This is a genomic window from Streptomyces sp. NRRL S-337 (assembly GCF_000720175.1).
Lineage (GTDB): Bacteria > Actinomycetota > Actinomycetes > Streptomycetales > Streptomycetaceae > Streptomyces > Streptomyces siderophoricus.
In genome coordinates this window covers 12,843-37,735 of the sequence record NZ_JOIX01000067.1, presented here as the reverse complement: position 1 = coordinate 37,735, position 24,893 = coordinate 12,843, and the positions used below count along the sequence as shown (strand labels likewise).

The 24,893-nt window shown below is 73.4% G+C and carries 14 protein-coding genes and 1 pseudogene; 6 read left to right on the top strand and 9 right to left on the bottom strand.

Annotated elements, in window-relative coordinates; translation table 11 throughout:
- Positions 1-16: 16 nt before the first annotated feature.
- On the top strand, positions 17-3,832 hold the full coding sequence (locus IG62_RS0131980; protein ID WP_030811362.1) for a multifunctional oxoglutarate decarboxylase/oxoglutarate dehydrogenase thiamine pyrophosphate-binding subunit/dihydrolipoyllysine-residue succinyltransferase subunit: 3,816 nt from the start codon (positions 17-19) through the stop codon (positions 3,830-3,832).
- A gap of 78 nt (positions 3,833-3,910) precedes the next feature.
- On the opposite strand, the gene fxsT is transcribed toward IG62_RS0131980, so the two are convergent.
- The 7 genes from fxsT to IG62_RS49210 all read right to left on the bottom strand — a co-directional run bounded on the left by fxsT (position 3,911) and on the right by IG62_RS49210 (position 16,665).
- On the bottom strand, positions 3,911-6,988 hold the full coding sequence (gene fxsT / locus IG62_RS0131975) for an FxSxx-COOH system tetratricopeptide repeat protein (RefSeq protein ID WP_234326829.1): 3,078 nt from the start codon (positions 6,986-6,988) through the stop codon (positions 3,911-3,913).
- A 116-nt stretch (positions 6,989-7,104) separates the two neighbouring features.
- Positions 7,105-8,307: an FxsB family cyclophane-forming radical SAM/SPASM peptide maturase gene (locus IG62_RS0131970; protein WP_030811356.1), complete on the bottom strand. Its 1,203-nt coding sequence runs from the start codon at positions 8,305-8,307 to the stop codon at positions 7,105-7,107.
- A gap of 204 nt (positions 8,308-8,511) precedes the next feature.
- Entirely contained in the window at positions 8,512-8,730 is a 219-nt protein-coding gene (locus IG62_RS0131960) for a YxD-tail cyclophane-containing RiPP peptide (protein WP_030811353.1), read from the bottom strand.
- Between the two features lie 104 nt (positions 8,731-8,834).
- Positions 8,835-12,506: an SAV_2336 N-terminal domain-related protein gene (locus IG62_RS0131955; protein ID WP_030811350.1), complete on the bottom strand. Its 3,672-nt coding sequence runs from the start codon at positions 12,504-12,506 to the stop codon at positions 8,835-8,837.
- A 5-nt stretch (positions 12,507-12,511) separates the two neighbouring features.
- Complete coding sequence (locus IG62_RS0131950) at positions 12,512-13,576, bottom strand: AAA family ATPase (protein WP_030811347.1); 1,065 nt, start codon at positions 13,574-13,576, stop codon at positions 12,512-12,514.
- 324 nt (positions 13,577-13,900) lie between these two features.
- Complete coding sequence (locus IG62_RS0131945) at positions 13,901-16,075, bottom strand: trypsin-like peptidase domain-containing protein (protein WP_030811344.1); 2,175 nt, start codon at positions 16,073-16,075, stop codon at positions 13,901-13,903.
- Entirely contained in the window at positions 16,075-16,665 is a 591-nt protein-coding gene (locus IG62_RS49210) for a CU044_2847 family protein (RefSeq protein WP_030811341.1), read from the bottom strand. Before IG62_RS49210 ends, IG62_RS0131945 begins: the two co-directional genes overlap by 1 nt.
- A gap of 153 nt (positions 16,666-16,818) precedes the next feature.
- Here IG62_RS49210 and IG62_RS0131935 point away from each other — a divergent pair, with 153 nt between their 5' ends.
- The 4 genes and pseudogenes from IG62_RS0131935 to IG62_RS0131920 form a co-directional block, all read left to right on the top strand.
- Entirely contained in the window at positions 16,819-16,998 is a 180-nt protein-coding gene (locus tag IG62_RS0131935; protein WP_030811338.1) for a DUF6104 family protein, read from the top strand.
- Positions 16,999-17,325: 327 nt separating this feature from the next.
- Positions 17,326-18,201 carry a DUF4097 family beta strand repeat-containing protein gene (locus IG62_RS0131930; RefSeq protein WP_051798875.1) on the top strand — a complete coding sequence of 292 codons (876 nt, stop codon included), beginning with the start codon at positions 17,326-17,328 and terminating at the stop codon, positions 18,199-18,201.
- Between the two features lie 2 nt (positions 18,202-18,203).
- Positions 18,204-19,361, top strand: a complete 1,158-nt coding sequence (locus IG62_RS0131925) for a PadR family transcriptional regulator (RefSeq protein ID WP_030811335.1) — start codon at positions 18,204-18,206, stop codon at positions 19,359-19,361.
- 367 nt (positions 19,362-19,728) lie between these two features.
- A pseudogene (locus IG62_RS0131920) lies at positions 19,729-20,520 on the top strand (SCO6745 family protein); the annotation flags it as partial.
- A 421-nt stretch (positions 20,521-20,941) separates the two neighbouring features.
- Here the strand turns inward: IG62_RS0131920 and IG62_RS0131915 are convergent.
- Positions 20,942-21,904, bottom strand: coding sequence for a zinc-binding dehydrogenase (locus tag IG62_RS0131915; protein ID WP_030811329.1), 963 nt, complete (start codon positions 21,902-21,904; stop codon positions 20,942-20,944).
- Positions 21,905-22,094: 190 nt separating this feature from the next.
- On the bottom strand, positions 22,095-23,324 hold the full coding sequence (locus IG62_RS0131910; RefSeq protein ID WP_030811326.1) for an NAD(P)-dependent malic enzyme: 1,230 nt from the start codon (positions 23,322-23,324) through the stop codon (positions 22,095-22,097).
- A gap of 541 nt (positions 23,325-23,865) precedes the next feature.
- Here IG62_RS0131910 and IG62_RS0131905 point away from each other — a divergent pair.
- Complete coding sequence (locus IG62_RS0131905) at positions 23,866-24,840, top strand: ABC transporter substrate-binding protein (RefSeq protein ID WP_030811323.1); 975 nt, start codon at positions 23,866-23,868, stop codon at positions 24,838-24,840.
- The last annotated feature ends 53 nt before the right edge of the window (positions 24,841-24,893 follow it).

Genomic DNA, 24,893 nt, shown 5'->3' with positions numbered 1-24,893 from the left:
GAGGGCGGTTGCCGCCGTGTCGCTACAGTCCCCCAACACTTCGAGCATCTCGAACGAGGCCGATCAAGCGGGGCAGGGCAAGAGCCCTGCTGCTGCGTTCGGCCCCAATGAGTGGCTCGTCGACGAGATCTACCAGCAGTACCTCCAGGACCCGAACTCGGTAGACCGAGCCTGGTGGGACTTCTTCGCCGACTACAAGCCGGGCGGCGCCACCGCGCCGAGCACGCCGGCGGAGGCCCCCGCCCCCGCCGCGCCCGCCCCGGCCCAGTCGTCCCCCGCGGTCCCCGCCGCGGACGGGCCGAAGCCCGCCGCCGCGCCGGCCACCCCGGCCGCGAGCGCCCCGGCTCCCGCCAAGCCCGCGCCGGCCAAGCCCGCCGACGCCAAGCCCGCCGCCGCGAAGCCCGCGCCCAAGCCGGCCGTCGCGAAGCCGGCTGCCGCGAAGGCCGACGGCGAGGCCCCGGCCGCCGGTCCCGAGTTCGTCACCCTGCGCGGCCCGTCGGCCGCGGTCGCGAAGAACATGAACGCCTCCCTGGAGCTGCCGACGGCCACGTCCGTCCGCGCGGTCCCGGTGAAGCTGCTCTTCGACAACCGCATCGTCATCAACAACCACCTCAAGCGCGCCCGGGGCGGGAAGGTCTCCTTCACCCACCTCATCGGGTACGCGATGGTGCAGGCCCTCAAGGCCATGCCGTCGATGAACTACTCCTTCGCGCAGAAGGACGGCAAGCCGACCCTGGTCAAGCCCGAGCACGTCAACCTCGGCCTGGCCATCGACCTGGTGAAGCCGAGCGGCGAGCGCCAGCTGGTCGTCGCGGCCATCAAGAAGGCCGAGACGCTCTCGTTCTTCGAGTTCTGGCAGGCCTACGAGGACATCGTCCGCCGGGCCCGGGACAACAAGCTGACGATGGACGACTTCACCGGAGTCACCGCGTCGCTGACCAACCCCGGCGGCATCGGCACGGTCCACTCCGTGCCGCGCCTGATGCCCGGCCAGTCGATGATCATGGGCGTAGGCGCCATGGACTACCCCGCCGAGTTCCAGGGCACCTCGCAGGACGCCCTGAACAAGATGGGCATCTCCAAGGTCATGACGCTGACCAGCACCTATGACCACCGCGTGATCCAGGGCGCCGCCTCCGGCGAGTTCCTGCGCATCATGAGCCAGCTGCTGCTCGGCGAGAACGACTTCTACGACGAGATCTTCAAGTCGCTGCGGATCCCCTACGAGCCGATCCGCTGGATGCGCGACATCGACGCGTCGCACGACGACGACGTCACCAAGGCCGCCCGGGTCTTCGAGCTGATCCACTCCTACCGGGTCCGCGGCCACGTCATGGCCGACACCGACCCGCTGGAGTACCACCAGCGCAAGCACCCCGACCTCGACATCACCGAGCACGGCCTCACCCTGTGGGACCTGGAGCGGGAGTTCGCGGTCGGCGGCTTCGCCGGCAAGTCCATGATGAAGCTGCGCGACATCCTGGGCGTGCTGCGTGACTCGTACTGCCGCACCACCGGCATCGAGTTCATGCACATCCAGGACCCCAAGCAGCGCAAGTGGATCCAGGACCGGGTCGAGCGCCAGCACAAGTCGCCCGAGCGCGAGGAGCAGCTGCGCATCCTGCGCCGGCTGAACTCCGCCGAGGCGTTCGAGACGTTCCTGCAGACCAAGTACGTCGGCCAGAAGCGCTTCTCGCTGGAGGGCGGCGAGTCCGTCATCCCGCTGCTGGACGCGGTCATCGACTCCGCGGCCGAGTCGCGGCTGGACGAGGTCGTCATCGGCATGGCCCACCGCGGCCGCCTCAACGTCCTCGCCAACATCGTCGGCAAGTCCTACGCGCAGATCTTCCGCGAGTTCGAGGGCAACCTCGACCCGAAGTCGATGCACGGCTCCGGCGACGTGAAGTACCACCTGGGCGCCGAGGGCACCTTCACCGGCCTGGACGGCGAGCAGATCAAGGTCTCGCTGACCGCCAACCCCTCCCACCTGGAGGCCGTGGACCCGGTCGTCGAGGGTGTCGCGCGCGCCAAGCAGGACATCATCGGCAAGGGCGGCACGGACTTCACCGTCCTGCCGATCCAGCTGCACGGTGACGCGGCGTTCGCCGGCCAGGGCGTGGTCGCCGAGACGCTGAACATGTCCCAGCTGCGCGGCTACCGCACCGGCGGCACGGTGCACGTCGTCATCAACAACCAGGTCGGCTTCACCGCCGCCCCGGAGTCGTCGCGCTCCTCCATGTACGCCACCGACGTGGCCCGCATGATCGAGGCGCCGATCTTCCACGTGAACGGTGACGACCCCGAGGCCGTCGTCCGCGTCGCCCGTCTGGCCTTCGAGTTCCGCCAGGCGTTCAACAAGGACGTGGTCATCGACCTGATCTGCTACCGCCGCCGCGGCCACAACGAGTCGGACAACCCGGCCTTCACCCAGCCGCTGATGTACGACCTGATCGACAAGAAGCGCTCGGTGCGCAAGCTCTACACCGAGTCGCTGATCGGCCGTGGTGACATCACCCTCGAAGAGGCGGAGCAGGCGCTCCAGGACTTCCAGGGCCAGCTGGAGAAGGTCTTCACCGAGGTCCGCGACGCCACGACGGCCCCGGCCGCCCCCGAGGTGCCGCAGCCCAAGGCGGAGTTCCCGGTCTTCGTCGACACCGCGATCTCCCAGGAGGTCGTCAAGCGGATCGCCGAGTCGCAGGTCAACATCCCCGAGCACATCACCGTGCACCCGCGTCTGCTGCCCCAGCTGCAGCGCCGCGCGGCCCAGGTCGAGGACGACGCCATCGACTGGGGCATGGGCGAGACCCTCGCCATCGGTTCGCTGCTGATGGAGGGCACCACGGTCCGGCTCGCCGGCCAGGACTCCCGCCGCGGTACGTTCGGCCAGCGGCACGCGGTGCTCATCGACCGCGAGACCGGCGAGGACTACACCCCGCTGCTCTACCTCTCCGAGGACCAGGCCCGCTTCAACGTCTACGACTCGCTGCTGAGCGAGTACGCGGCGATGGGCTTCGAGTACGGCTACTCGCTGGCCCGCCCCGAGGCGCTGGTCATGTGGGAGGCCCAGTTCGGTGACTTCGTCAACGGCGCGCAGACCGTCGTCGACGAGTTCATCTCCTCGGCCGAGCAGAAGTGGGGCCAGACCTCCGGCGTCACCCTGCTCCTGCCGCACGGCTACGAGGGCCAGGGCCCGGACCACTCCTCGGCCCGGATCGAGCGGTTCCTGCAGCTCTGCGCGCAGAACAACATGACCGTGGCGGCGCCGACGCTGCCCTCCAACTACTTCCACCTGCTGCGCTGGCAGGTGCACAACCCGCACCACAAGCCGCTCATCGTCTTCACCCCGAAGTCGATGCTGCGTCTGAAGGCCGCGGCGTCGAAGACGGAGGAGTTCACCTCGGGCGGCTTCCGCCCGGTGATCGGCGACTCCACGGTCACGCCCGAGGACGTCCGCAAGGTCGTCTTCTGCTCCGGCAAGGTCTACTACGACCTGGACGCCGAGCGGCAGAAGCGCGGCGCGCAGGACACGGCGATCGTCCGCATCGAGCGGCTCTACCCGCTGCCCGGCAAGGAACTCCAGGCGGAGATCGCCAAGTTCCCGAACGCCGAGAAGTACCTGTGGGCGCAGGAAGAGCCGGCGAACCAGGGTGCCTGGCCGTTCCTCGGTCTGAACCTGATCGACCACCTCGACCTGGCGGTCGGTGCCGACGTCCCGCACGGCGAGCGGCTGCGGCGCATCTCGCGCCCGCACTCCTCGTCCCCGGCCGTCGGCTCCGCCAAGCGCCACCAGGCCGAACAGGCCCAGCTGGTCGCGGAGGTCTTCGACGCGTAGGCGTCACCGGACCGACAGGCACAAGCGGAAGGGCCCGTCCCCCTCGGGGGCGGGCCCTTCGCCGTACCGGGAGAGGCGTCATACGGGCTGCGGCTCGAAGTCCCAGTACGGGCGCCGGCGGCGGCGGGCGGAGAGGGTGTGCGGGTGGTCGGCGCCCAGCGTCTCGGAGAGCTGCGCGATGGCCTCCTGCTCCAGCTTCGCCGCCTCCTGGCCGCGGCGGCGCAGTGCGCGCAGGTCCTCGGCCAGCGCCGTCTTCGCGGAGAGGGTCAGCGGGTGCAGGTCGCCCAGCGTCACCTTGGCCCGCTCCAGGATGTCGCGGCCCAGTTCCACCGCGCTCTCCTCGTCGTCGGCCCGGCTGCGGGCGGCCGCGGCGTTCAGCGCACAGCCCAGCGTCCACGGGTGGTCCGGGCCCATGGCCGCGGTCATCCCGGCAAGGGCCCGCTCGGCGAGGTCCAGCGCCTCCGCCACCTCCCCGAACCCCGCGCGCACCAGCCCGACGTTCCCCAGGGTGCCGACGGTGTACGGGTGCCGTTCGCCGGCCAGCGCCTGATAGCGCTCGGCAACCTCCTCCGCGAGGTCACGGGCCTGCCCGAGGTCGCCGTGTTCCCGCAGGAAGGTGGCGTGGTCGGCACGGACCATCAGGGTCTCCGGGTGGCGGGGGCCCTGGACCCGGCGGGAGCGCTCGACGAGGTCGGCCATCAGGGCGGCGGCCTTGGTGACCTCGCCGGAGCGGCGCCAGCACAGCGCGAGGTTGTGCTCGGCGCGCAGCGTCTGGGGCGTGTGCGCGCCCATCACCGCCAGGTGCAGCCGGGCGTTGAGCTCCTGGCTGGAGGTGGCGTCGCGGTAGCGGCCCAGCAGGCGCAGCACCCGGGCGTAGGCGGTGCCCGCGTTGAGCGTGAGGTGGTGCCGGGCGCGCAGTTCGCGCTCCCGGAAGGCCAGCACCTCGCGGTGGGTGACCAGGGCTTCCTCGTAGCGGCCGAGCAGCGCGAGCACGTTGCCGAGGTTGTGCCGGGAGGAGAGGGTGCGCGGCGCCTCGGGTCCGAGCAGAGCGGTGTAGGCCCGCCAGACGGCGTCGAAGAGTTCGTACGCCTGCTCGTAGGAGCCGAGGGCGATCAGGGTGCCGGCGAGGCCGTCCTGGGCGCGCAGCAGGTCGGCGTCGGAGGGGTGGCGCTCGGCGGCGAGCTGGTCGACGACGGCGCTGCCGACCGCCTCGGCCTCGCGGTAGCGGCCGAGCCTGCGCAGCATGTTGGCGTGCTGGTGGGTGAGCACGAGCATGGTGCGCTGGGTGGGCTCCAGGCGGGATTGCCAGCGGGACATGAACTGCTCGCACAGCCGCAGTCCGATCCGGTACTCGCCGCGGACCCGGAGGTATTCGACGCAGTTGAGCAGCAGCTGCTGGACGGCCGGATCGGCGCTGTCGAGGACCCCGGCGGGCTCCAGGTGCGGGATGAGTTCGGCGTAGCGCTCCCAGCAGCGGGTGTCGGAGGGGTTCTGCGGGTCGGCGGTGACCAGCACCCGGCAGGCTGTCGCGGCCATCAGGTCGCGCTCGTCCTCGGTCATGTCGCTGCGCAGGAACCGGTGGTAGAGCCGGTGCATCAGCGCGGTCTCCACGGCCGGGTCGGAGTCCTGGGTGACCTGGTAGTCGAGGCGGACGGCGGTGGACTCGGTCAGCCGGCGCAGCGCGGTGTTCCAGCTGATCGGCTCGGCGGCCAGGTCGGCCAGGTGCTCGGGCAGGTCACCGCGGCGGGCCTTGGCGAGCATCGGGACGGGGATGGCGTCGGGGGCGAAGAAGGCGAACAGCTTGAGGAGTTCGACCGCCGCGGGGCTGCGCTCGCGCAGCGTGTTGAGAGTTATGGCCCAGCTGGTCTGGAAGGCCATCGGGTAGTCGGAGGAGATCCGGATGCCGACGAGGCTGGGCTCGCCGCGCCGGATCAGCTCGATGTACTCCTTGGGGGACATCGGGTTGGCGTCGAGCCAGGCGGCCGTCTGGGCGAGCAGCAGCGGCAGGTCCTGGACGGCGTCGGAGAGCATGTCGGCCTCGACCGGTGTCAGCCGCGGTGCCCGCCGGCGGGCGTAGGCGACGGACTCGACCCGGGTGAACGGCAGCACCTCGATCTCCTGGGCGCTGCCGGAGCCGGACCAGTCGCGGGTGAGCGTGGTGATCAGGACGTGGCCCCGGCCGTCCGGGATCAGGTCCTCGATCTGCTCCATGTCGTCGGCACTGTCGAAGATCAGCAGCCATCGGCGGTACGGGCGGCCGATGCGCAGCGCTTCGTGGACGGCGCGGATCCGGTCTCCCAGCTCGCGGCCGACGGGGAGCCCGAGGCGGGTGGCGAGTTCGGCGAGCTGTTCGCGGGCGGCGCCGCGGTTGGTGGCGCTGATCCACCACACGACGTCGTAGTCGTTGCCGAAGCGGTGGGCGTATTCGGCGGCGATCTGGCTCTTGCCGACGCCGGAGGTGCCGTACAGCGCGAGCCGGGTCTCCAGCGGCGGCGCCGCGGTCACCGCGGTGCCGGCCAGCTTGCCGTAGAGCTCTTCGAGGACGTGGTCGCGGCCGGTGAAGCGGTTGTTGCGGCGCGGGATGTTCCACACCTCGGGCGGGTTGTTCGGGAAGCGCGGCTCACCGGGGCCGTTCTCGTCCACGGTGCGCGGCGGGGCGGCGATGCCCAGCCGGGTGAGGACCCGGCGGTGGGCCTCCTGGGCGTCCAGGTCGCGCAGGTCTGTGGGCCGCAGCAGGGAGGCGGTGGCCGGGAGGCTCTGGGTGGCCACGCTCACCGCGGCGAACCGGTCGGCGTGCGGCGGCACCACCTCGCGCAGCGCGGCGGTCCACTCGTCCTGCGTCTTGGGGCCGAGCCGGAAGTACCAGTCGTCGAGCACCATCAGCAGCCGGCCCTCGGCCTCCAGCAGGCCCGACAGCTCCTCGACCAGGGCGGTGTCGACGTGCGGGTCCCAGCGGAGCAGTGTCGTGCCGTGGCCCTGCTGCTCCAGCTGGTGGGAGATCCACGCGGCCCAGGGCCGGGCGAAGCCCGCGTAGCTGATGGTGATGTGCTCGGCGGAGCCGGCCGGGCCGGACGGGCCGGGGGAAACGGCAGCACCGGACGAGCCGGCGGAACCGGCGGAACCAGCGGAACCAGCGGAAATGGACTGATCGACCATGCGACCGTCTCCCTGAGATGCGATGGTGCGCGCGTGCGGCGGGGGGCCATCGGGCACGCCCTGGTTCTTTCGCACGATAGCCGAAGTGGTGCTCCGGATGACGACAGTGCGTCAGGTCAGGTGGGCGGACCGTCAGTTGGGGAAACGGTGGCGGCCAGCCGGGCGGCGATGTGCCGTATCAGGCGTTCCAGGTCGGCGCAGTACACCGACGGGTTGGTGAAGCCGCCGGTGTCGGCGCGGTAGCGGTGGGCGTAGTTGCCGCCGCCGCAGACCTCGACCAGGGCGCAGCTCCGGCACTGGGCGGCGAGCCCGTCCCGGCCGCTGCGGCGGGCGGCCATGCCGGGGTGCGCGAGGGCCTGGTCGAAGCTGTGGCGGAAGACGTCGAGGCCGGTGGCGGCGGCGCCCTCGTAGGCGGATTTGAGCGAGTCGACCTGTTCGATGGCGCCGTCGGTGTCGACGATCAGGGCGACGACCGGGGAGAGGCCGACCGACTCGCTGGTGCTGGGGCGTCCCAGCAGGAGGCCGAGGATTTCGGTGAAGACCCGTACCCGGGGCCCGGGGCCGCCGTCCCACCACAGGTCGAAGACGGTGCACAGCCAGTCGCCGTACGGGGAGCGGCCGGCGGGTCCGGGCGGGACGGGCCGCCGGGGGCCGTCCCCGGGGAGGGCGGCCGGGGGCGGGCTGGACCAGTTGGCGTGCGGCAGCAGGAAGTCGAGCATCGGCGCGTCCAGTGCGCGTAGTGAGCCGTAGACCTCGGCGGGGTCCGCGGTGGCGTCGATGGTGCACAGGATCCCGGCGAACACGTCGGGGCGGCCGCGGAGCAGTGCCACGGCGCGGGAGACCGCGGGCCACGAGGGCCGGCCGGCGTGGTCGAGGCGGCGGCGGTTGAGGCCGGGGGTGCCGCCGTCGAGGCTGAGGCCGATGCGGAAGCCCGCGCCGGCGAGCGCGTCGACGGTGTCCGGGGTGAGCCGCGTCCCGTTGGTCTGGACGCCGAAGTGGACGGTGCAGCCGGCGGGCAGCGCGGCGCGTACGGCGGCGGCCTGGTCGAGGAGCGGGCCGGGGCCGGTGAGCAGCGGCTCCCCGCCGTGCAGGTCGACGCGGATCTCGCGGAGCCGGTGGGTGCGGGCGTGTTCGGCGATGCGCAGGGCGGTCTGCCGCACGGTGGCGGCCGGGACGGTCCGCGGGCGTTCGCGCCAGCTCCGGTCGGGGCCGGCGTAGATGTAGCAGTAGGTGCAGGCGAGGTTGCAGCGGCTGTGGACCTTCAGGACGAACTGGCGGAACGGCACGACGGTGCTCCGGCCGGTCGTCTCCCCCGCCACGGCGTCGCCCCCCTGCCCCGTATGCAGCGTCGAGGTACGGGACCGGCGCAACCTGGCCGTCAGTTCCCGTCCACTTCCTGCTACATGACGCAGCCCTCGATCGAAGAATCGAATCGTCCGGACAACTGGCCGGATTCCGTGCGCGTTTGCCCAAAAATCGGTGCCCACGCGCCCGGACGGCGCGGAGGAGGTCCGTCCGGCCGTTCAGCGCAGCCAGTTGCCGGGGCCGTCCTCGTAATACGCCACGGCCTCGTCCCCCTTGGGCCAGTTGCGCAGCAGCAGGGCCGCGACCTCGCCGAGCACCGCGTGGTCCGTACGCGCCGCCAGCGAACCCACATCGACCGCCGCGAAATCCGGCAGCGGCTCGGCCGACGGCCCGGGCGGGGCGGCCGCAGCCGGTTCGGTGCGGGGGGTGTTCGCCACGCTGCTCTCCTCTGGCCGGCTGGACGGGGGTGTTCCCGGACTCCGTTCCACGGAAACACGTGCGGGGGGCGGCGGCCGGGCGGCCGGCCGGGGGTGCGGGGGGCTCAGGCGGGGGATTCGAGGGCGCGCATCCGGGCGCGGGTGCGCTGCGCCTCGGGGCCGGGGTCGGCGGCGGTGCGCTGCCAGTGTTCCCAGCTCTCGCGGTAGGCCTGGAGCGCGGAGCGGGGGCCGGCGGTGACTTCGAGGACCTCGGCCCGGCGGTGGTGGGCGCGGGCGGCCAGCAGGGCGCTGCCGGCCCGGCCGGCGGCCGCGGCGGCGCGGCGGTAGCAGGCGGCGGCGCGGTCGTGGCGCTCGCGGGAGCCGAACCGGCGGTCCAGCAGCAGTTGTACGTCGCCGACCTCGATCCACGCCTCGGCACACACCACGTCCGGCACCCCGGCGCCCCGGGCGGCCAGTTCCAGGACCCAGTCGGCCTCGTGCAGATCGGCGACCGAGGGCCGGCGCTCGTGGCGCAGCCGCAGCGCCCGGCCGAACAGCAACCGGTGACTGCCGAGGTCGGGGTCCTGCGGCGCGACCCTGGCCAGCGCCTCGCGCAGGACGTGCACCGCCTCGTCGGCCAGCCGCCGGCCGGGTTCCCCGGCGGGCTCCTGGCGGGCCCGCAGCAGCAGCGCGGCACCGCGTTCGGCGAGCAGCGAGCTGTGTACGGGGCTGTCGGGGGCGGTCAGCCGGAGCGCGGCGGCCAGCGCGTCGATCGCCGCGTCCAGGGCCGTGACGGCACCCGTACGGGTGTGAACGCCGCGCTGCGCGGCGGCGATCCGGCGCAGGCTGTCGGCCTCCAGTGCCGGGTCGCCGAGGGCCTGCGCGATCGCCCGGGCCCGCTCCAGGGTGGGGAGCACGGACGGCAGCCCCGCGCCGCCGCCCAGCCGGCGGGCCGCCGCGAGGTCGAGCAGCGTCTCGCACACCAGGCGGTCGGCGTCGCTGCCGCGGCGGCGCAGCAGAACGGTGGCGGTGTCGAGGTCGTCGGCGGCGCGCACCGCGAGCGCCTCGGCGGGACGGGCCGCGCCGGGCTCCTCGGGCCGGCGGGCGGCGGCCCGGCGGGCCTGGTCGAGCAGCACCCCGCCGCGGGCGGCGTAGACCTCGCCGGGGACCTGCTCCCCGCTGGGCCAGCGGTCGAGGAGCGTGGTGAGGGAACGCTCCGCCTCGTCGAGCGGGTCCGGGGGCGGCGGTTGTCCCGCGGCCCCCTCCGCACCGGCGCGGCCGGGCGGCGCGAGGGTCGCGCCGGGCTCCTGGGCGGCAGGTGCTCCGGGGGTGGCGGCCGTTTCGGGCGAGGTGGCCGGCCCGGGCGAGGCGCTCGGTCCGGCCGGGGCGCCCGGCCCGGGCGAGCTGCTCGTTTCCGGCGGGGCGGCCGTGTCCGGCAGGGCGGCCAGGCGGCGGAGGACCTCGGTGCGCAGCACCATGCTCTCCAGCACCCGGGGGTCGAGCAGGCTCATCAGCCCGCAGGCGGCGTCCAGTTGGCGGGCGGCCTCGGCGAGCGCGGTGCGCTCCCCGGCCGGGTCACCGGCGGCGCGGCGCTCCCGGGCCCGGGCGTGGGCGACCCGGCCGAGCACGATCAGCACACGCGTCCGCTCGACCGCCCCCGCGTCGTCGTCCCGGGAGCCGGGCCCGGAGCCGTCCCGAGAGTCCTGCCGGGAGCCGTCGCGTTCCGCGGTGTCCGCGGGGGGCGCCGCTCCCAGGGCCCGTTCGGCCGCGCGCACCGCACGTTCCGCTTCCTCCAGGGCGTCCGGCTGGCGCCATTCCGCCCAGGCGTGCAGCAGAGCCCGGGCGAGGTCCGTGCCGGCCGGAGGGAGGCGTTCCGCCGCGGCCCGCAGCAGCCGGACCGCCTCGATCAGATCGCGGACGGCGCGGTCCTGTTCGTAGCGCTCCAGGAGGGCGGCGCCCTCCGCCGCCGGGCCGTCGGAGGCGTACGGCCGCCGGTCGGGCGGGCGCAGCGCCGGTTCGAAGCGGCGCAGTACGCGTTCGGAGACCCGGGCGAACGGTTCGGGGACCGCGCGCCGGCCGGTCTCCGGCTCCCGGCCGCTGCCGGAGAGCATGGCCACCGCGACCGCGGGAAAATTGCGGGCGCTGCGGCCGAAGGTGCGCTCGATGTAGAGCGAGCAGTGCTTGAGAACCAGCGCGGCCTCGCCCGCGCTCAGCCGGGCGAGGAGTTCGTCCCGTACGCCGGGCACGAAGTCGTACCAGGGGCCGGTCGCGGCGAGCTGCTCCTCCGGCGGTCCGGCGCCCGGGGCGCGCTCGCCCGGCGGGAACTCCTCCGGCGGTACCTGGGTGACCAGCCCGCTCAGCAGCACCTCGGCCAGCTCGGCCGGCCCGGTCTGCGGCAGCATCGCGCGCTGCACGAGCTGGATGACGGGCAGCGCGAGCGGCACCGCCGAGAGGTGCACCGCGAGCAGCCGGGCGGCCGGCGAGGCCTGCCGGTCGAACTCCCGGACCATCCGGGACGGTTCGCCGCTCCCGGGCGTGGGCGGCGGGCCGGAGCGCGGTTCGGCGCCGTGGTCGGCGCGGACGACGGAGGCCGCGCCGCGCAGCGAGAGACCGGCGTCGGCGGCGGCCAGCCGGGCCCAGGAGCCCAGCGCGGACGGGGTGGCGGCGAGCACCGGGACGGCGCGCTCGCGCGGCGGCTCGGTCTCCGTGCCCGGGGGCGGGGCGGGCCGGCGACGGCGCCGGGCGGGCCGGAAGTCGAGGGGCTGGTACGGGCCCTGGCGCCGGACCAGGGTGCCGGCGACGGCGGGCAGCAGCGTCCGCCCCCACATCCGCTGCGGCAGCGGCTGGACGACGGCGAGCGGGGCGTCGGCCGCCCAGCGGTAGAGCAGCCGCTGCATCCGGCCGTCGTGCCAGAGGGGGCCGGCGCAGTCGCTGACGACGAGGGTGAGGTGGTGGCCCGTCGGGTCGTGCAGCTGGTCGGCGGGGCGCAGCGGACGGCCCGGGCCGGGGGCCGCGGTGACGCCGACGTCCGCGCCGTGCGGATGGAGGTAGTGGACCGTGACGTCCCGGAAGGCGCCCACCCGCTCGCAGACCTGGCGCAGGTCGTGCAGCATCTGCTCCCATACGGCCATCGAGGACGAGCCGTCCATCAGCAGCCGGAGCCCGGCCGTGCGGCGGTGCACCCCGCGCAGCACCGGGATGACCATCTCGGCGTGCGCGGAGAGTTCGGCGGTGGCCCGCTCGTCCAGCTTGCGGCGGGCCGGGGCGGTCGGCGGGCGGTAGCGCTGGACCGGCCGGAGGGCGCGCTGCAGCGGCAGGAGTCCGGGAAAGGCGGAGGCGATCGGGACCGCGACCTCGCCGAGGCGGTAGCGGTCCGGGTCGGTGCTCCGCTCGTGCCGGGCGGGCAGCAGCTCCGCGAGGCCGCGCCGGGCGGCCTCCCGGAGGGCGGCGGCGGACGCGGCCTCACCGGCGGCCGGATCCGGAGAGCGGTCGCCGTCGAAGGGCGCCCCCGTACCGCCCTCCAGGCCCGGTGATACGGGAGGACCCACCCGGAAAGTGGCCGGATCCGCACGGTCGGGACGGCGGTCGGCACCGGCGCCTTTGGCCCCGTGGGCACCGTCGGCCCCACCCGTCCCGCCGCCCTCGTCCGTCCCCTGGGCAGTCGACGGTTCCGGGGTGATCCACTGGGCGAGCCAGAGGGCGTCGGCCATGCCCCGGGCATCGGGCGGCAGCCCCGCCGCGGTCAGCCGGGCGACGAGCTCGTCGAGGGGGCCTGGACCGGGCTCCCCGAGGGGCACCGCACTCACCTCGTCCGATCGAGAGGCCGCATCAGCTCCGCCGTCAGTCGCCGCCGGGTCTCCTCCTCGTCCTGGTCCGTCCAGCCGGCCTTCTGGGTCAGGTGGATGGCGTTGAAGAGCTGGTCGACGGCGCGTACGTCACCGGGCTCGCGGTCCAGGAAGCGGTCGATCACGGATTCGTAGCGCTCGGCCGCGCCCTCGCCGAAGTGGGCCCGCACCATGGCGGCCAGCCGCTCCTTGTCGGGCGCCGGTATGTGGAGGTGGATGCAGCGGCGCAGCAGGGGCGCCGGGAAGTCGCGCTCCCCGTTGCTGGTGAGGACGATGAAGGGGAAGGCGTGGCAGCGCACCCGGCCGCCGCGGACCGTCACCCGCGCGCCGTCGTCGGTGAGCACCGCCACCTCGGGCGCGGATCCGGCCAGCCGCTCCAGCTCCGGGATCCGGAACTCTCCTTCTTCCAGGACGTTGAGGAGGTCGTTGGGCAGGTCGATGTCGCTCTTGTCGAGCTCGTCGACGAGCAGGACCCGGGGCCGGGCGGCCGGCAACAGGGCCGTGCCGAGCGGGCCGAGGCGGATGTAGCGGCCGATCCCGCCGCCCGGTTCGCCGGTGCCGTCCTCGTCGGCCCCTCCGGCGGCGCCGCCGTCCGCGGCGGGCGACGGGGCGGCCCGGGCGATCTGGAGGTCCTGGAGCCGGCCGATGGCGTCGTAGTCGTACAGGCCGTCGCGGAGCGTGCTGCGGCTGACCACCGGCCAGCTGAGCACCCGGCCGAGGCCGAGCTCGTACGCGACCGAATGCGCGAGGGTGCTCTTGCCGCTGCCCGGGGCACCGGTCACCAGCAGCGGCCGGCGCAGGTAGAGCGCGGCGTTGACCAGCTCGCGCTCGGTCTCGCCGGGGCGGTGGTGGCTGGCCTCGCGGTGCTGCACGCCGAGCCTGCGCTCGGAGGCGGGGTCGAGCGCGGCCGGCGGCGCCACCAGGGGGCCGCCGTCGAAATCACGCCAAGGGGGTGGCGGCGGAAGGTGCTCAATTCCGTCGTGCGGTGCTCCCGCGCCACGGTAGATGAGCCAGTCGCTCACGTCGGAACTCCTCGTCGCCGGACCGGGTCGGTACCTTCGGTCACGTCATCGCGCCACCGCGCGGCGCACCCTCACGTCGTCCCGCTCACATCGTCACGCGCACGCATCCGGGCCACGCCGAACTGCCGTCCGCCGTCGCGTGGTTGCGCCACATCGTCCACGAACAAGTCTTCCACGAAGCTATGACAGTACCCATCCCTACGGAAGCGCACGGGGCGGTTTCCGGTCTCGCGGGTCGCAGGCGGGGCGCTGCGCGCCGGGCGGGGGCACGGAAGGGGGGCACGGCATCGGCCACCCGGCGCACGCCGTCGAATGCTCCCCCGCTCACCCCGGGGACACCTGCGGCCGGTCCGGGAAGAGCGGGGGCAGCGGGTCCTCCGGGTCGTCGTAGAGGAGGATCAGGTCCCGCGCCCAGTGACTGCCCTCCTCCGCCGCCTCGGCGGCCTTGGCGCGCAGCTGCCGGACGAGTTCGGGGAGCCGGACCAGGCCGCCCGAGCCCTGCAGCAACTCCCGTACGCCGCGGTGGAATTCCTCGCAGGCGGCGTCGCACTCCCGCTCCTCGCCGTGGCCGCGGGCCGGCCACAGCCCGGCCGGGAAGCCGGTGTCCAGGGCCACCCCGACCGCGTCCCGGCCGAACCCGTCGGCGACCGTCCGGCACAGCGCGGGCAGCGCCCCGTCCTCCGCCGTCTCCAGCAGCCGCCAGACCGCCTCGGCGGAGCCACCGGGGCGCACGCCGGCGCCCGTGGGCGGGATGCGCAACGCCGTCAGCGCGGGGGCGGCGGTCATGCCCTGCCAGCGGCGCAGCCAGGCCGGATCGACCTCCTCGCGCCGGCCCTGGTCACGCAGGACCACGGCCCGGCCGGGACCCACCGGCCGCAGGCGGGCGGTGCGCCGGGTCGACGCGGCGACCTCCCAGTGGCCGGCGGCGGTGTGCCAGCGCCCTTCGGGGACGGCGACCTCCAGCCGCACCCGGGCGCCCGGCCCGGCGTCCCCGTCGGCCCGCAGCAGCCGCCCGCCGAGCCGTCGCAGCACCTGCTCGCGCGCCTCCTCGAACGGCACCCCGCCGGCCGACTCCTGGACGTCCACCCGCAGCCACTGCCCCCGGCCGTAGCCCTCGCTGACCGACCAGTTGTAGAGCTCATGGCCGTTCTCGTCGTAGAAGAGCGGCTCGAACTCGACGAGGACGGAGCGCGGGCGGCGGCGCACCGGACCTATCCGGCGGCGGTCCTGCGGCTGCAGGACGACCGCCCTGGCCTGGACGAACTCCGCGAGCCTGGCCGTGCCTTCGCGGACCGCGGCGGCCTCCTCGCCCGGTACGTCCCGCACCTCGTCGGCGGTCCGCTGGGCCACGATCCGCAGGTAGTGCACGAAGGCGCGGAGTTCCGTGTACGGGTCGCTGCCCTGGTAGAGCGCGCCGTGCCCGTCACGCCAGGTGCGCAGCGACCAGGCGCCGGGCCGTTCGCCGCGTTCCAGCGCCTCGTCGACCGCCGCCTCGACGAGCAGCGGGTCGCGCGGTGCGGGCAGCCGGGCGAGCAGGTCCAGGGCCTGCAGCCGCTCCTGGACGCCCCAGAGGCGGCCGCGGCCCGCCATGATGGCGTGCTGCGCGTCGAACCAGGTGGGCCCGCCGGCCCGGGCGAGGTCCTGTCCGGTCCAGTGCCAGCGGTCGTGCAGCCCCATCAGCGCGTGGTACGGCTCGGGCCCGAGCCCCTCGGCGCCGGCCACCAGATGCTCCGGGCCCAGCCCGCGCAGCGCGGTGACCGGCACCGCGAGGCCCACGTGGTCCTGCTGGTGGCGGCCCTTGACGATGCCGACGACCTCACCGCGGTCACAGTCGATCAGCGGCCCGCCGGACGCCCCGGGGCTGACCCGGACATCGCTGCCGAACTGGAGCCCCCGGGCGTCCCGGGCACCGAACCGGACGGCGATGAACGAGTCCACCGCGGCGGACGGACCCGGCGCCCCGGCCGGCCCGACCACCGCCGACTCACGTAGTACGCGTTCCTCGGCGGCGAAGCCCACGGGCCCGGCACCGGCGGCCGCCGACGATTCCGGCCCGCCGGACCGGTCGTGTCCGCGGAAGATGTAGGCGTCCTCCAAGAGCGTCGCCGGCTGGTCGCTCAGCCAGGCGCACGGATGGTCGGCCTCCGGGTCGAGCAGGCGCACGAGGGCGAGATCGGCGCGGGCCGCGCCGGGTCCCGCCTCCGGGGCGGGCCGGCTCAGGTCGTACACCAGGTGCGCGGGCTCCACCCGGCCGCCGAACGCCACCCCGAAGACCCCGTCCGGACCGGTCTCGCGGCGCCGCCCGTCGCTCGCCGCGAGGACGTGTGCGCAGGTCAGGACCCACCCCGGGGCGATCAGCACCCCGCTGCCCCACAGCCGGGCGTCGACTGCGCCCGGTGCCGCGCGCAGCGCGACGGTGGTGCGGCCGGCGTGCTCCAGGAGCTGGGCGTACCGGGCGCGGTCGCCGCGGTCAGCGGTACGTCCCTCGGCGGTCGCCATCAGCGGCCCGCGTCATCGAGCTCCCGGCGGCCGGCCGGGGGTTGCGCCTGCGGTGCGGCCGGAGGTGCGGCCTGAGGTTCCGGCTGTGGTGCGGCCGGAGGTTCCGGCTGATGTGCGCCGCCGCCGTGGTCCTGTCCGGGCTGCCGGTCCTGGTCGCCCTGCCGGCCTTGGTCACCCTGCTGGTCCCGGCCGCCCTGCCGGTCCTGCCGGTCCTGCCGGTCCTGCCGGTCCTGCCGGTCCTGCCGCCAGGTGAGGGTGACGGAGAGGTTGGTCTTGGCCTCCCCGTCGGCGAGCAGGGCGACCGCCTTGCCCGGTTTCGCGGACAGTTCCACACCGAAGGTCACGCTGGTCTCGTGCGGCGCGACCCGCGCGGTGGCCTGGCGGACGCTGGCGGCGACCCCGCCGATCACCTCACGGAGGCCCTCCACCCGGGCGCCCAGCGCGTCCCAGGCGCCGACGTCCTCGAAGTCCCCGTCCTCGTCCCCGTGCAGTGGGTCGGTCCCGTCGAGCCCGGGGGCGTCCAGCCGGGAGACCCGGGCCCAGACCTCCGTCCCGTCGGGCAGTTCGATGCGCTGTGCGCGATCTTGCATCACGGCCTCCTGCTCCCCCTGGACGGCAATTCGCCGATTGCCGCAGGACCGCTGACAGGTGATCAGGCTAGCCCCCGGGCGGCTGGGGCGCGAGAGGTCCGTGGGCCTGCCTATCCTGGCCGGGAATGACCCATGACCCCTGGTGGAGAGCGCGTGTATTTCACTGACCGTGGCATCGAGGAGCTGGAGAACCGGCGCGGCGAGGAGGAGGTCACCCTCGGCTGGGTGGCCGACCAGCTGCGCACGTTCGTCGACCTGAACCCGGACTTCGAGGTTCCGGTGGAGCGGCTGGCCACCTGGCTGGCGCGACTGGACGACGAGGACGACGAGTAGAGGACTGACCGGCGAGCAACGACCGGCAGCCGAGGAACGACTGGCGGACGAGGAAGAGGAGCGGCGGGGCGGAGCGGGGGCGCCGTACGGCACGGGGAGGACCGTACGGCGCGAGAACGCCGCAAAGAGCACCGCGAAGAACACCGCAGAGGACGCCACAGAGGGCACCGTTGAGAACGCCGTAAGGGACAACGACCAGGGATGACGTAGGGGGCGAGCAGGGGACGGGTCAGGGTCGGGGCCGCTTGACTTCCCGAAGCCGCGATATATCGTGTCTGTTGAGGACGCGATATGTTGCGTTGCACGGCTATCCAGGGGAGGCCAGGAATGTCAGCCCGGACCGCGTGGTCGCAGAATCCGATCGAGGTGACCGCACCGCGCACGCTGGAGATCCCGGACTCCGTCCGCGGGCTCAACGTCCGCCTGGTGGGCGGCACGGTCAACGTCGTCGGCACCTCCGACGGCAGCCCCCCACGCCTGGAGATCAGCGAGCTGCACGGGCCGCCCCTGACCGTCTCCTTCGACGGCGGCACCCTCTCCGTCGCATACGAGGACCTGCCCTGGAAGGGGTTCATGAAGTTCCTCGACCGCAAGGGATGGCAGCGCAGCGCGGTGGTCTCGGTGGCGGTGCCGGCCGGCACCCGGGTCGAGGTCGGGGTGATCGGCGCCAGTGCGGTGGTCTCCGGGATCTCGGGGCGTACGGACGTCCGCGGCATCTCCGGCGACATCACGCTGGTCGGCCTGACCGGTGGAGTGCGGGCGGACACGGTCTCCGGCAACGTCGAGGTCCAGTCGCTCCAGGGGGAGCTGCGGTTCAACTCCGTCTCGGGCGACCTGACGGTGATCGACGGCGCGGGCGGCGCGGTGCGCGCGGACTCCGTCAGCGGCGACATGGTCCTGGACCTCGACCCCGGCAAGGGCGCCGACATCACCCTCACCACGGTCTCCGGCGAGGTCGCCATCCGGTTGCCCGACCCGGCCGACGCCAGGGTCGAGGCCAACACCACGACCGGCACGGTCTCCAACGCCTTCGACGACCTCCGGGTCAGCGGTCAGTGGGGCGCCAAGAGGATCACCGGATCGCTGGGCGCGGGCACCGGCCGCCTCAAGGTCACCACGATCTCCGGCGGACTGGCCCTGCTGCGCCGCCCCGCCTACGAGGACTCCCCCGCCGACCCGCCCGCCGAGAAGAAGGTGCTCTGAGCATGCCCCCCGTCTTCGCCCATGGCCGCCTGCGCCTGTATCTCCTCAAGCTGCTGGACGAGGCCCCGCGGCACGGCTACGAGATCATCCGCCTCCTGGAGGAACGCTTCCAGGGCCTCTACGCCCCCTCCGCCGGCACGGTCTACCCCCGGCTGGCCAAGCTGGAGGCCGAGGGCCTGGTGACGCACGCGACCGAGGGCGGCCGCAAGGTCTATTCGATCACCGACACCGGACGGGCCGAGCTCGCCGACCGCGGTGGCGAACTGGCCGATCTGGAACTGGAGATAAGGGAGTCGGTCGCCGCGCTGGCCTCCGACATCCGCGAGGACGTGAACGGCTCGGCGCGCGACCTGCGCCGCGAGATGCGCGAGGCCGCCCAGCAGGCCCGTGCCGGCGCGTCCACGGGGGGCGGACCCGGCGGCGGCGGGAAGAACGGCGCCACGGGGAGCGCCGGACGCGCCGGCGCCGGACGGCCGTTCCCGGAGCCTTCGGACTACTTCGACGGCGCCTTCGGCGACAAGGAAGCCTGGCGGCAGGCGAAGGAGGAGTTCCGGCGCGCCAAGGAGGAGTGGAAGGAACAGGCCCGGCGGGCCAAGGAGGAGAGCAAGCGGGCCCGGCAGGACGCCCAGCGCGCCCGTAAGCAGGCCCGGGAGGCTCAGGTCTTCGCACGCGAGGAGATCCAGCGGGTCATCAAGCGCGTCCAGGACCAGGCCCAGGGGGCGGTGCGGTCGGGCGACTGGTCGGGCGTGGTGCGGGAGGCGCTGTCCGAGGTGTCCCGCGAGGTCGGCCGGTTCACCGGCGAACGGCCCGCGGAGGACCGCCCCGCCGGACCGTCCGCCCCCGACGACGGCTCCGAGGTGACGGTCGAACGCATCGACCTCACCAAGGAGGACACCGAGCACCCCCAGCAGTCCACCGCGTCCGCGGCGCCGCCTGCCCCCGAGTGGGCGAAGGAGCCGGTCAGCGGTGACCCGGCCCGCGACTTCGACCGGCTGCTGGACCGCTTCCGCGACGACCTGCGGGACGCCGCCCGCGATCACGGTGTCACGCCCGAGCAGTTCAGCGAATCACGCCGCCGCCTGTCGGCCGCCGCCGCCCACATCGGCGCCCTGCTCCGGCACCCGGACCAGCACCCGCCCACGACGGACCCGGAGCGGTAGCCCACCGCCCCCGAAGCCCCACGGCGGCGGCGCGCCCGGGATTGCCGTCACACCGGCCCCAGGAGCCCGCCGCCACCTCCTGCGCACCCGCGGCCGAAAGCGCACCCCACCCCCCACCGCCACCCACCGGGCCCACCAGGCCCGCGGCACGGACCCAACACACCGCCCACTACACAGAGTTGCCTTCTGCGCGCTGGATTCACGCGCCGTAATCGGGGAAGTCACTATTTCGCACGGCTTTTCGTCCGGCACGGGGTTCCGACGGACCCCTCCCCACGCCGCCGGCCGGCGGCCGCGCCCCGGCCCCGTTGGACCGGCCCCGGTCAACTCCCTGTCTGCGCGCACCTGTAGCCCATGAGGTAACGCGATGTCGGAATACCTTTCGGTCGCCCGCCGGATGTGGCATCTGCTGGAGCCACTGCACGCCTTGCTGTACTCCGCGCCCGAGGCCCGTCAGGTCGCGGCGGACCTCGGTTACGACGTCGCCTCCCGCTGGCCCAGCTACTTCGCCTGGCGGACGGCTCCCCTCGGCGCCGCCGGGCCCGAGCTGGTGACCGCCACGTTCTACACCTTCAGCCCACGCCTGGTCGCCCGCTACGTCCCGCAGATCTGGACGGTCGCGGAACCGGCCAAGGTGCTGGACGCCCGGCTGCTGGCCATGGACCGCGCACTGACCGCCCTCATCGACGGCCGGCTGACCACCGCTCAGCTCACGGAGGCGGCCCGGCTCGCCCGCCAGGCCGCCGAGAACGCCGGCCCGGCCGGCCACCCGCTGGCCGCCGCCAACCTCGACCTGCCCTGGCCGGAGGCCCCCCACCTGGTCCTCTGGCAGGCCGCGACCGTCATCCGGGAGCACCGCGGCGACGGCCATGTGGCGGCGCTGCTGACGTGCGGGCTGGACCCGTGCGAGGCCCTGGTGTCGGTCGCGGCGATCGGGGCCGCTTCCGACACCGAATTCGCCGCGCGCGGCTGGAGCGCACAGGAACGGCGCGACGCCCGCCATCGCCTCGCCGCGCGCGGCTGGATCACCCCGGACGGCACCGCGACCGCCCGCGGCCGTGACGAACACCAGGCGATCGAGCGCCTGACGGACCGCCTGGCCGCCGGCCCCTGGCGCGCCCTGGGCCACTCCCGCGCCGACCGCCTGGCCCACCTCTTGCGGCGGCTTTAACCTCCCACGTACCTGTTTGTCCCGCCGCGGGAGTTGCTCGCCGTTGCGCGCTTTGCGGCGCCTCGTACGCCGTGAGTGGAGTGGGAAGAGGTGGGTGGGGGTGGGCGTTGAGGGAACCAGGGGCCCTTGGAACCCGTAGGGGACGGTCGAACATTGTGTGGACGTAAAGCGTCAGCAGTCCACACAACCGGCCCCGGAGGCCCGTCACCGCACCCACCACAAACCCAGCCCGCCGCAGGCGCAACGGCGAGAAACCACCGCGGCGGGACAGACAGCCACGTGCGGGGCGCCGCAAAGCGCAACGGCGAGAAGCCCCGCGGCGGGAAAGACGGCTACGTGCGGGGGCGCCGCAAAGCGCGCAACGGCGAGCAACACCCGCGGCGGGACGGCCAGGTACGTGGGCGAAAATTCAGACCGTGAGGACGATCTTGCCGAAGAGGTCGCCCTCCGCCATCTTCGCGAAGCCCTCGCGTGCCCGGTCCAGGGGCAGGGTGGAGTCGATCACCGGACGGATCCCCTTCGCGGCGCAGAAGCTGAGCAGGCCGGCCAGTTCCTCCTTGCTGCCCATCGTCGAGCCGACGATCTTCAGCTCCAGGAAGAAGATCCGGTTCAGCTCCCCGCTCTTGGGGGTGAAACCGCTGGTGGCGCCGGAGATGACGAGCGTCCCGCCGGGCCGCAGCGACTTGACGGAGTGCGACCAGGTGGCGGCACCGACGGTCTCGATCACCGCGTCCACCCGGTGCGGCAGCCGCTCCCCGCTGGCGAACACCGCCTCCGCGCCGAGCTCCAGGGCGCGCTTGCGCTTGGCCTCGTCCCGGCTGGTGGCGAAGACCCGCAGTCCGGCTGCGGCGCCCAGCACGATCGCGGCGGTCGCCACGCCGCCGCCGGCGCCCTGCACCAGCACGCTGTCGCCGGGCCGGACGCCACCGTTGGTGAACAGCATCCGGTACGCGGTCAGCCAGGCGGTCGGCAGGCAGGCGGCCTCCTCGAAGGAGAGCTCCTTCGGCTTGGGCAGCACGTTCCAGGCGGGGACGGTGACCTGCTCGGCGAAGGAGCCCTGGTAGCGCTCGGTGAGGATGGAGGGCTTCTCCTTGGGGCCGACGCCGTGACCGGTCTGGCCGATGACGGAGTGCAGGACGACCTCGTTGCCGTCCGCGTCGATCCCGGCGGCGTCGCAGCCGAGGATCATCGGCAGCGCGTCCTCGGTGATGCCCACCCCGCGCAGCGTCCACAGGTCGTGGTGGTTGAGCGAGGCGGCCTTGACGTTGACGGTCGTCCAGCCGGGGCGTACGTCGGGGGCCGGGCGGTCCCCCAACTCGAGGCCGTTCAGCGGCTGGTCACGGTCGATGCGGGCGGCATAGGCAGCAAACATGATCCCAACGTAGGCCGCGGGCGGGCGCCGCGGTACCGCGCACGGGTGTGACACGCACCGCGCCACCCGGCCGCAAACCGTCACAACGGCCGCGCACCTCACCAGGACGCACACCGCGACGGGCCGGGCCCGCACCCTGAGGGAGGTGCGGGCCCGGCCCGTTGCAGGGGGCGGCAAGGCCGCCCGGGGCTCAGCGGCGCGCCACGCCCTCGGCGCGGGCGGCGGCGGCCACGGCGGCGGTGACGGCCGGGGCGACCCGCTCGTCGAACGGCGAGGGGATGACCCGGTCGGCGCTCAGTTCGTCGGCGACGACGGCGGCCAGCGCCTCGGCGGCGGCGAGCTTCATGCCCTCCGTGATCCGCGACGCGCGCACCTGCATGGCGCCGGCGAAGATGCCGGGGAAGGCGAGCACGTTGTTGATCTGGTTGGGGAAGTCGCTGCGCCCGGTGGCCACCACGGCCGCGTACTTGTGCGCGACGTCGGGGTGGATCTCCGGGGTGGGGTTGGCCATCGCGAAGATCAGCGAGTTCTTCGCCATCTTCGCCACCGCCGCCTCCGGCACCGTGCCGCCGGAGACGCCGATGAAGACGTCGGCGCCGTCCAGCGCCTGCTCCAGCGATCCGGTCAGCTTGGCCTTGTTGGTGAAGCTGGCCAGCTCGCGCTTGACGTCGGTGAGGTCCTCGCGGTCCGCGGAGACCACGCCCTTGCGGTCGCAGACCGCGACGTCGCCGATGCCCGCCTCGATGAGGATCTTGGCGATGGCGACCCCGGCCGCGCCGGCGCCGGAGATGACCGCGCGCAGCTGCCCCAGCGAGCGGTCGGTGAGCTTCGCGGCGTTGCGCAGCGCGGCGAGCGTGACGACGGCCGTGCCGTGCTGGTCGTCGTGGAAGACCGGGATGTCCAGGGCTTCCTGGAGCCGGCGCTCGATCTCGAAGCACCGCGGCGCCGAGATGTCCTCCAGGTTGACGCCGCCGAAGGACGGTGCCATCCGGACGACGGTCTCGATGATCTCGTCGGTGTCGGTGGTGGCGAGCGCGATCGGCACCGCGTCCACTCCGCCGAACTGCTTGAACAGGATGGCCTTGCCCTCCATCACGGGGAGGGAGGCCTCCGGGCCGATGTCGCCCAGGCCCAGCACCGCGGTGCCGTCCGTGACGACCGCGACGACCTGGGACTTCCACGTGTAGTCGTGCACGAGCTCGGGCTGCTCGGCGATGGCGCTGCACACCTTGGCGACGCCCGGCGTGTACGCGAGGGACAGGTCGTCCCTGTCGCGCACCGGGACGGTTGCCTGAATGGCCATTTTGCCGCCGCGATGCAGCGCGAAGGCCGGATCGAAGGTGCCGTCGGGCGCCGTGCCCGGGCCTTCGTCCGCGCCGGTATTGCCGTCGCTGGCGGGATTGACGATCTCCGCTGCCACTTGTCTTACCCCTTTTATTCGTAAATCTGCTGAGGGTGACCACTCCCTGGTTAAGGGGTGGGCGGGCACCGCGTCCGCGCCCTGCGTGACGGTTGGCCGCCGCGCGGGGGGAGGTACGGACGCCGGGCGCGCCGCACACGCGCCCTGAGCCCCGGATGAGGGGTGTAACGCACCTTTCTACCCGACGGGCGCGGGCCCCGACGAGTCAGATTCATTACCCTCGGGTTCAGAGGCCCGACAATAACGGCGAAATGGACGAAAAAGGCAGAAGAGCCATGAGTCCGCTGTCCGGATTTCGAGACGCCTGGAGCGAACCTAACGTCCCCGGCTTCACACAGGACGCTGGTTTCACATCTGCCACAGGGCTGTCACCTCCGCTTCCCCGTCCGTTATCCGATTTTGACCTGTACGACAGTCCGAATACCGGAGTCCGGATGGCAAGATTCCGTCACCAACCGAGGTCGCGACGCTCGAAGGGGTGCGCACGGCCCTTTCGTCATGTCTTTGTCACGTCGGCTTCTCCACCCGCAGGAGGATCAGCATGACCGCAAGCACCACGCGCCGCCCGGCCGCCGGCAGGCACCGTAAAGCCGTGGCCGCCGCGGCCGCGGTCGTCGCCTCACTGATGGTGCTCAGCGCCTGCGGCGACCAGACCGACGCCGCGATCGCCCGGCGTGAGGCGCAGAAGAACCGGAACGTCCACGCGCCGCTGTTCAAGCTGCTGCCCAAGGACGTCCAGGAGAAGGGCCTGCTCCAGGTTGGTTCGGACATCACCTACAAGCCGGTGGAATTCCGCTCGAACGGCGTGATCGAGGGCATCGACCCGGACCTCGCGGCGGCGATGAGCAAGGAGCTGGGCATCAAGCTCAACTTCAACAACGCCACCTTCGACACCCTCATGGGCGGCCTGAAGTCCAAGCGCTACGACATCGCCATGTCGGCGATGACGGACACCAAGGAGCGCCAGGAGGGCATCGACAGCAACACCGGCAAGAAGATCGGCCAGGGCGTCGACTTCATCGACTACCTCAACGTCGGCGTCTCGCTGTACACCCAGAAGGGCAAGACCAACGGCGTCGACGGCTGGGAAACGCTGTGCGGCAAGAAGATCGCGGTCCAGCGCGGCACGGTCTCGCACGACCTGGCCAAGGACAAGTCGAAGGCCTGCCAGAAGAACGGCGAGGAGCCGATCTCCATCGAGGCGTTCGACAACGACTCCGAGGCCCAGACCCGGCTGCGTACCGCCGGCGTGGACGCCGTCTCCAGCGACTACCCGGTCGCGGCGTACGCGGTGAAGGTCTCCGGGCACGGCAAGGACTTCCAGATGGTCGGCGGCGCGCCCCTCAAGGCGGCCCCGTACGGCATCGCCGTCCCCAAGGGCCGGGAGAAGCTCCGCGACGCCCTCAAGGCGGCCGTGGAACTCGCGATCAAGAATCGCTCGTACGCCAAGGTCCTGGACAAGTGGGACGTCAAGGACGCGGCGGTCAAGGAAGTGAAGCTCAACAGCGGCAGCTGAGCCGCCGGCAGCCGTCCCGTCCCCTCCGGCCCTCCCGCCGAATGCTGAAAGGC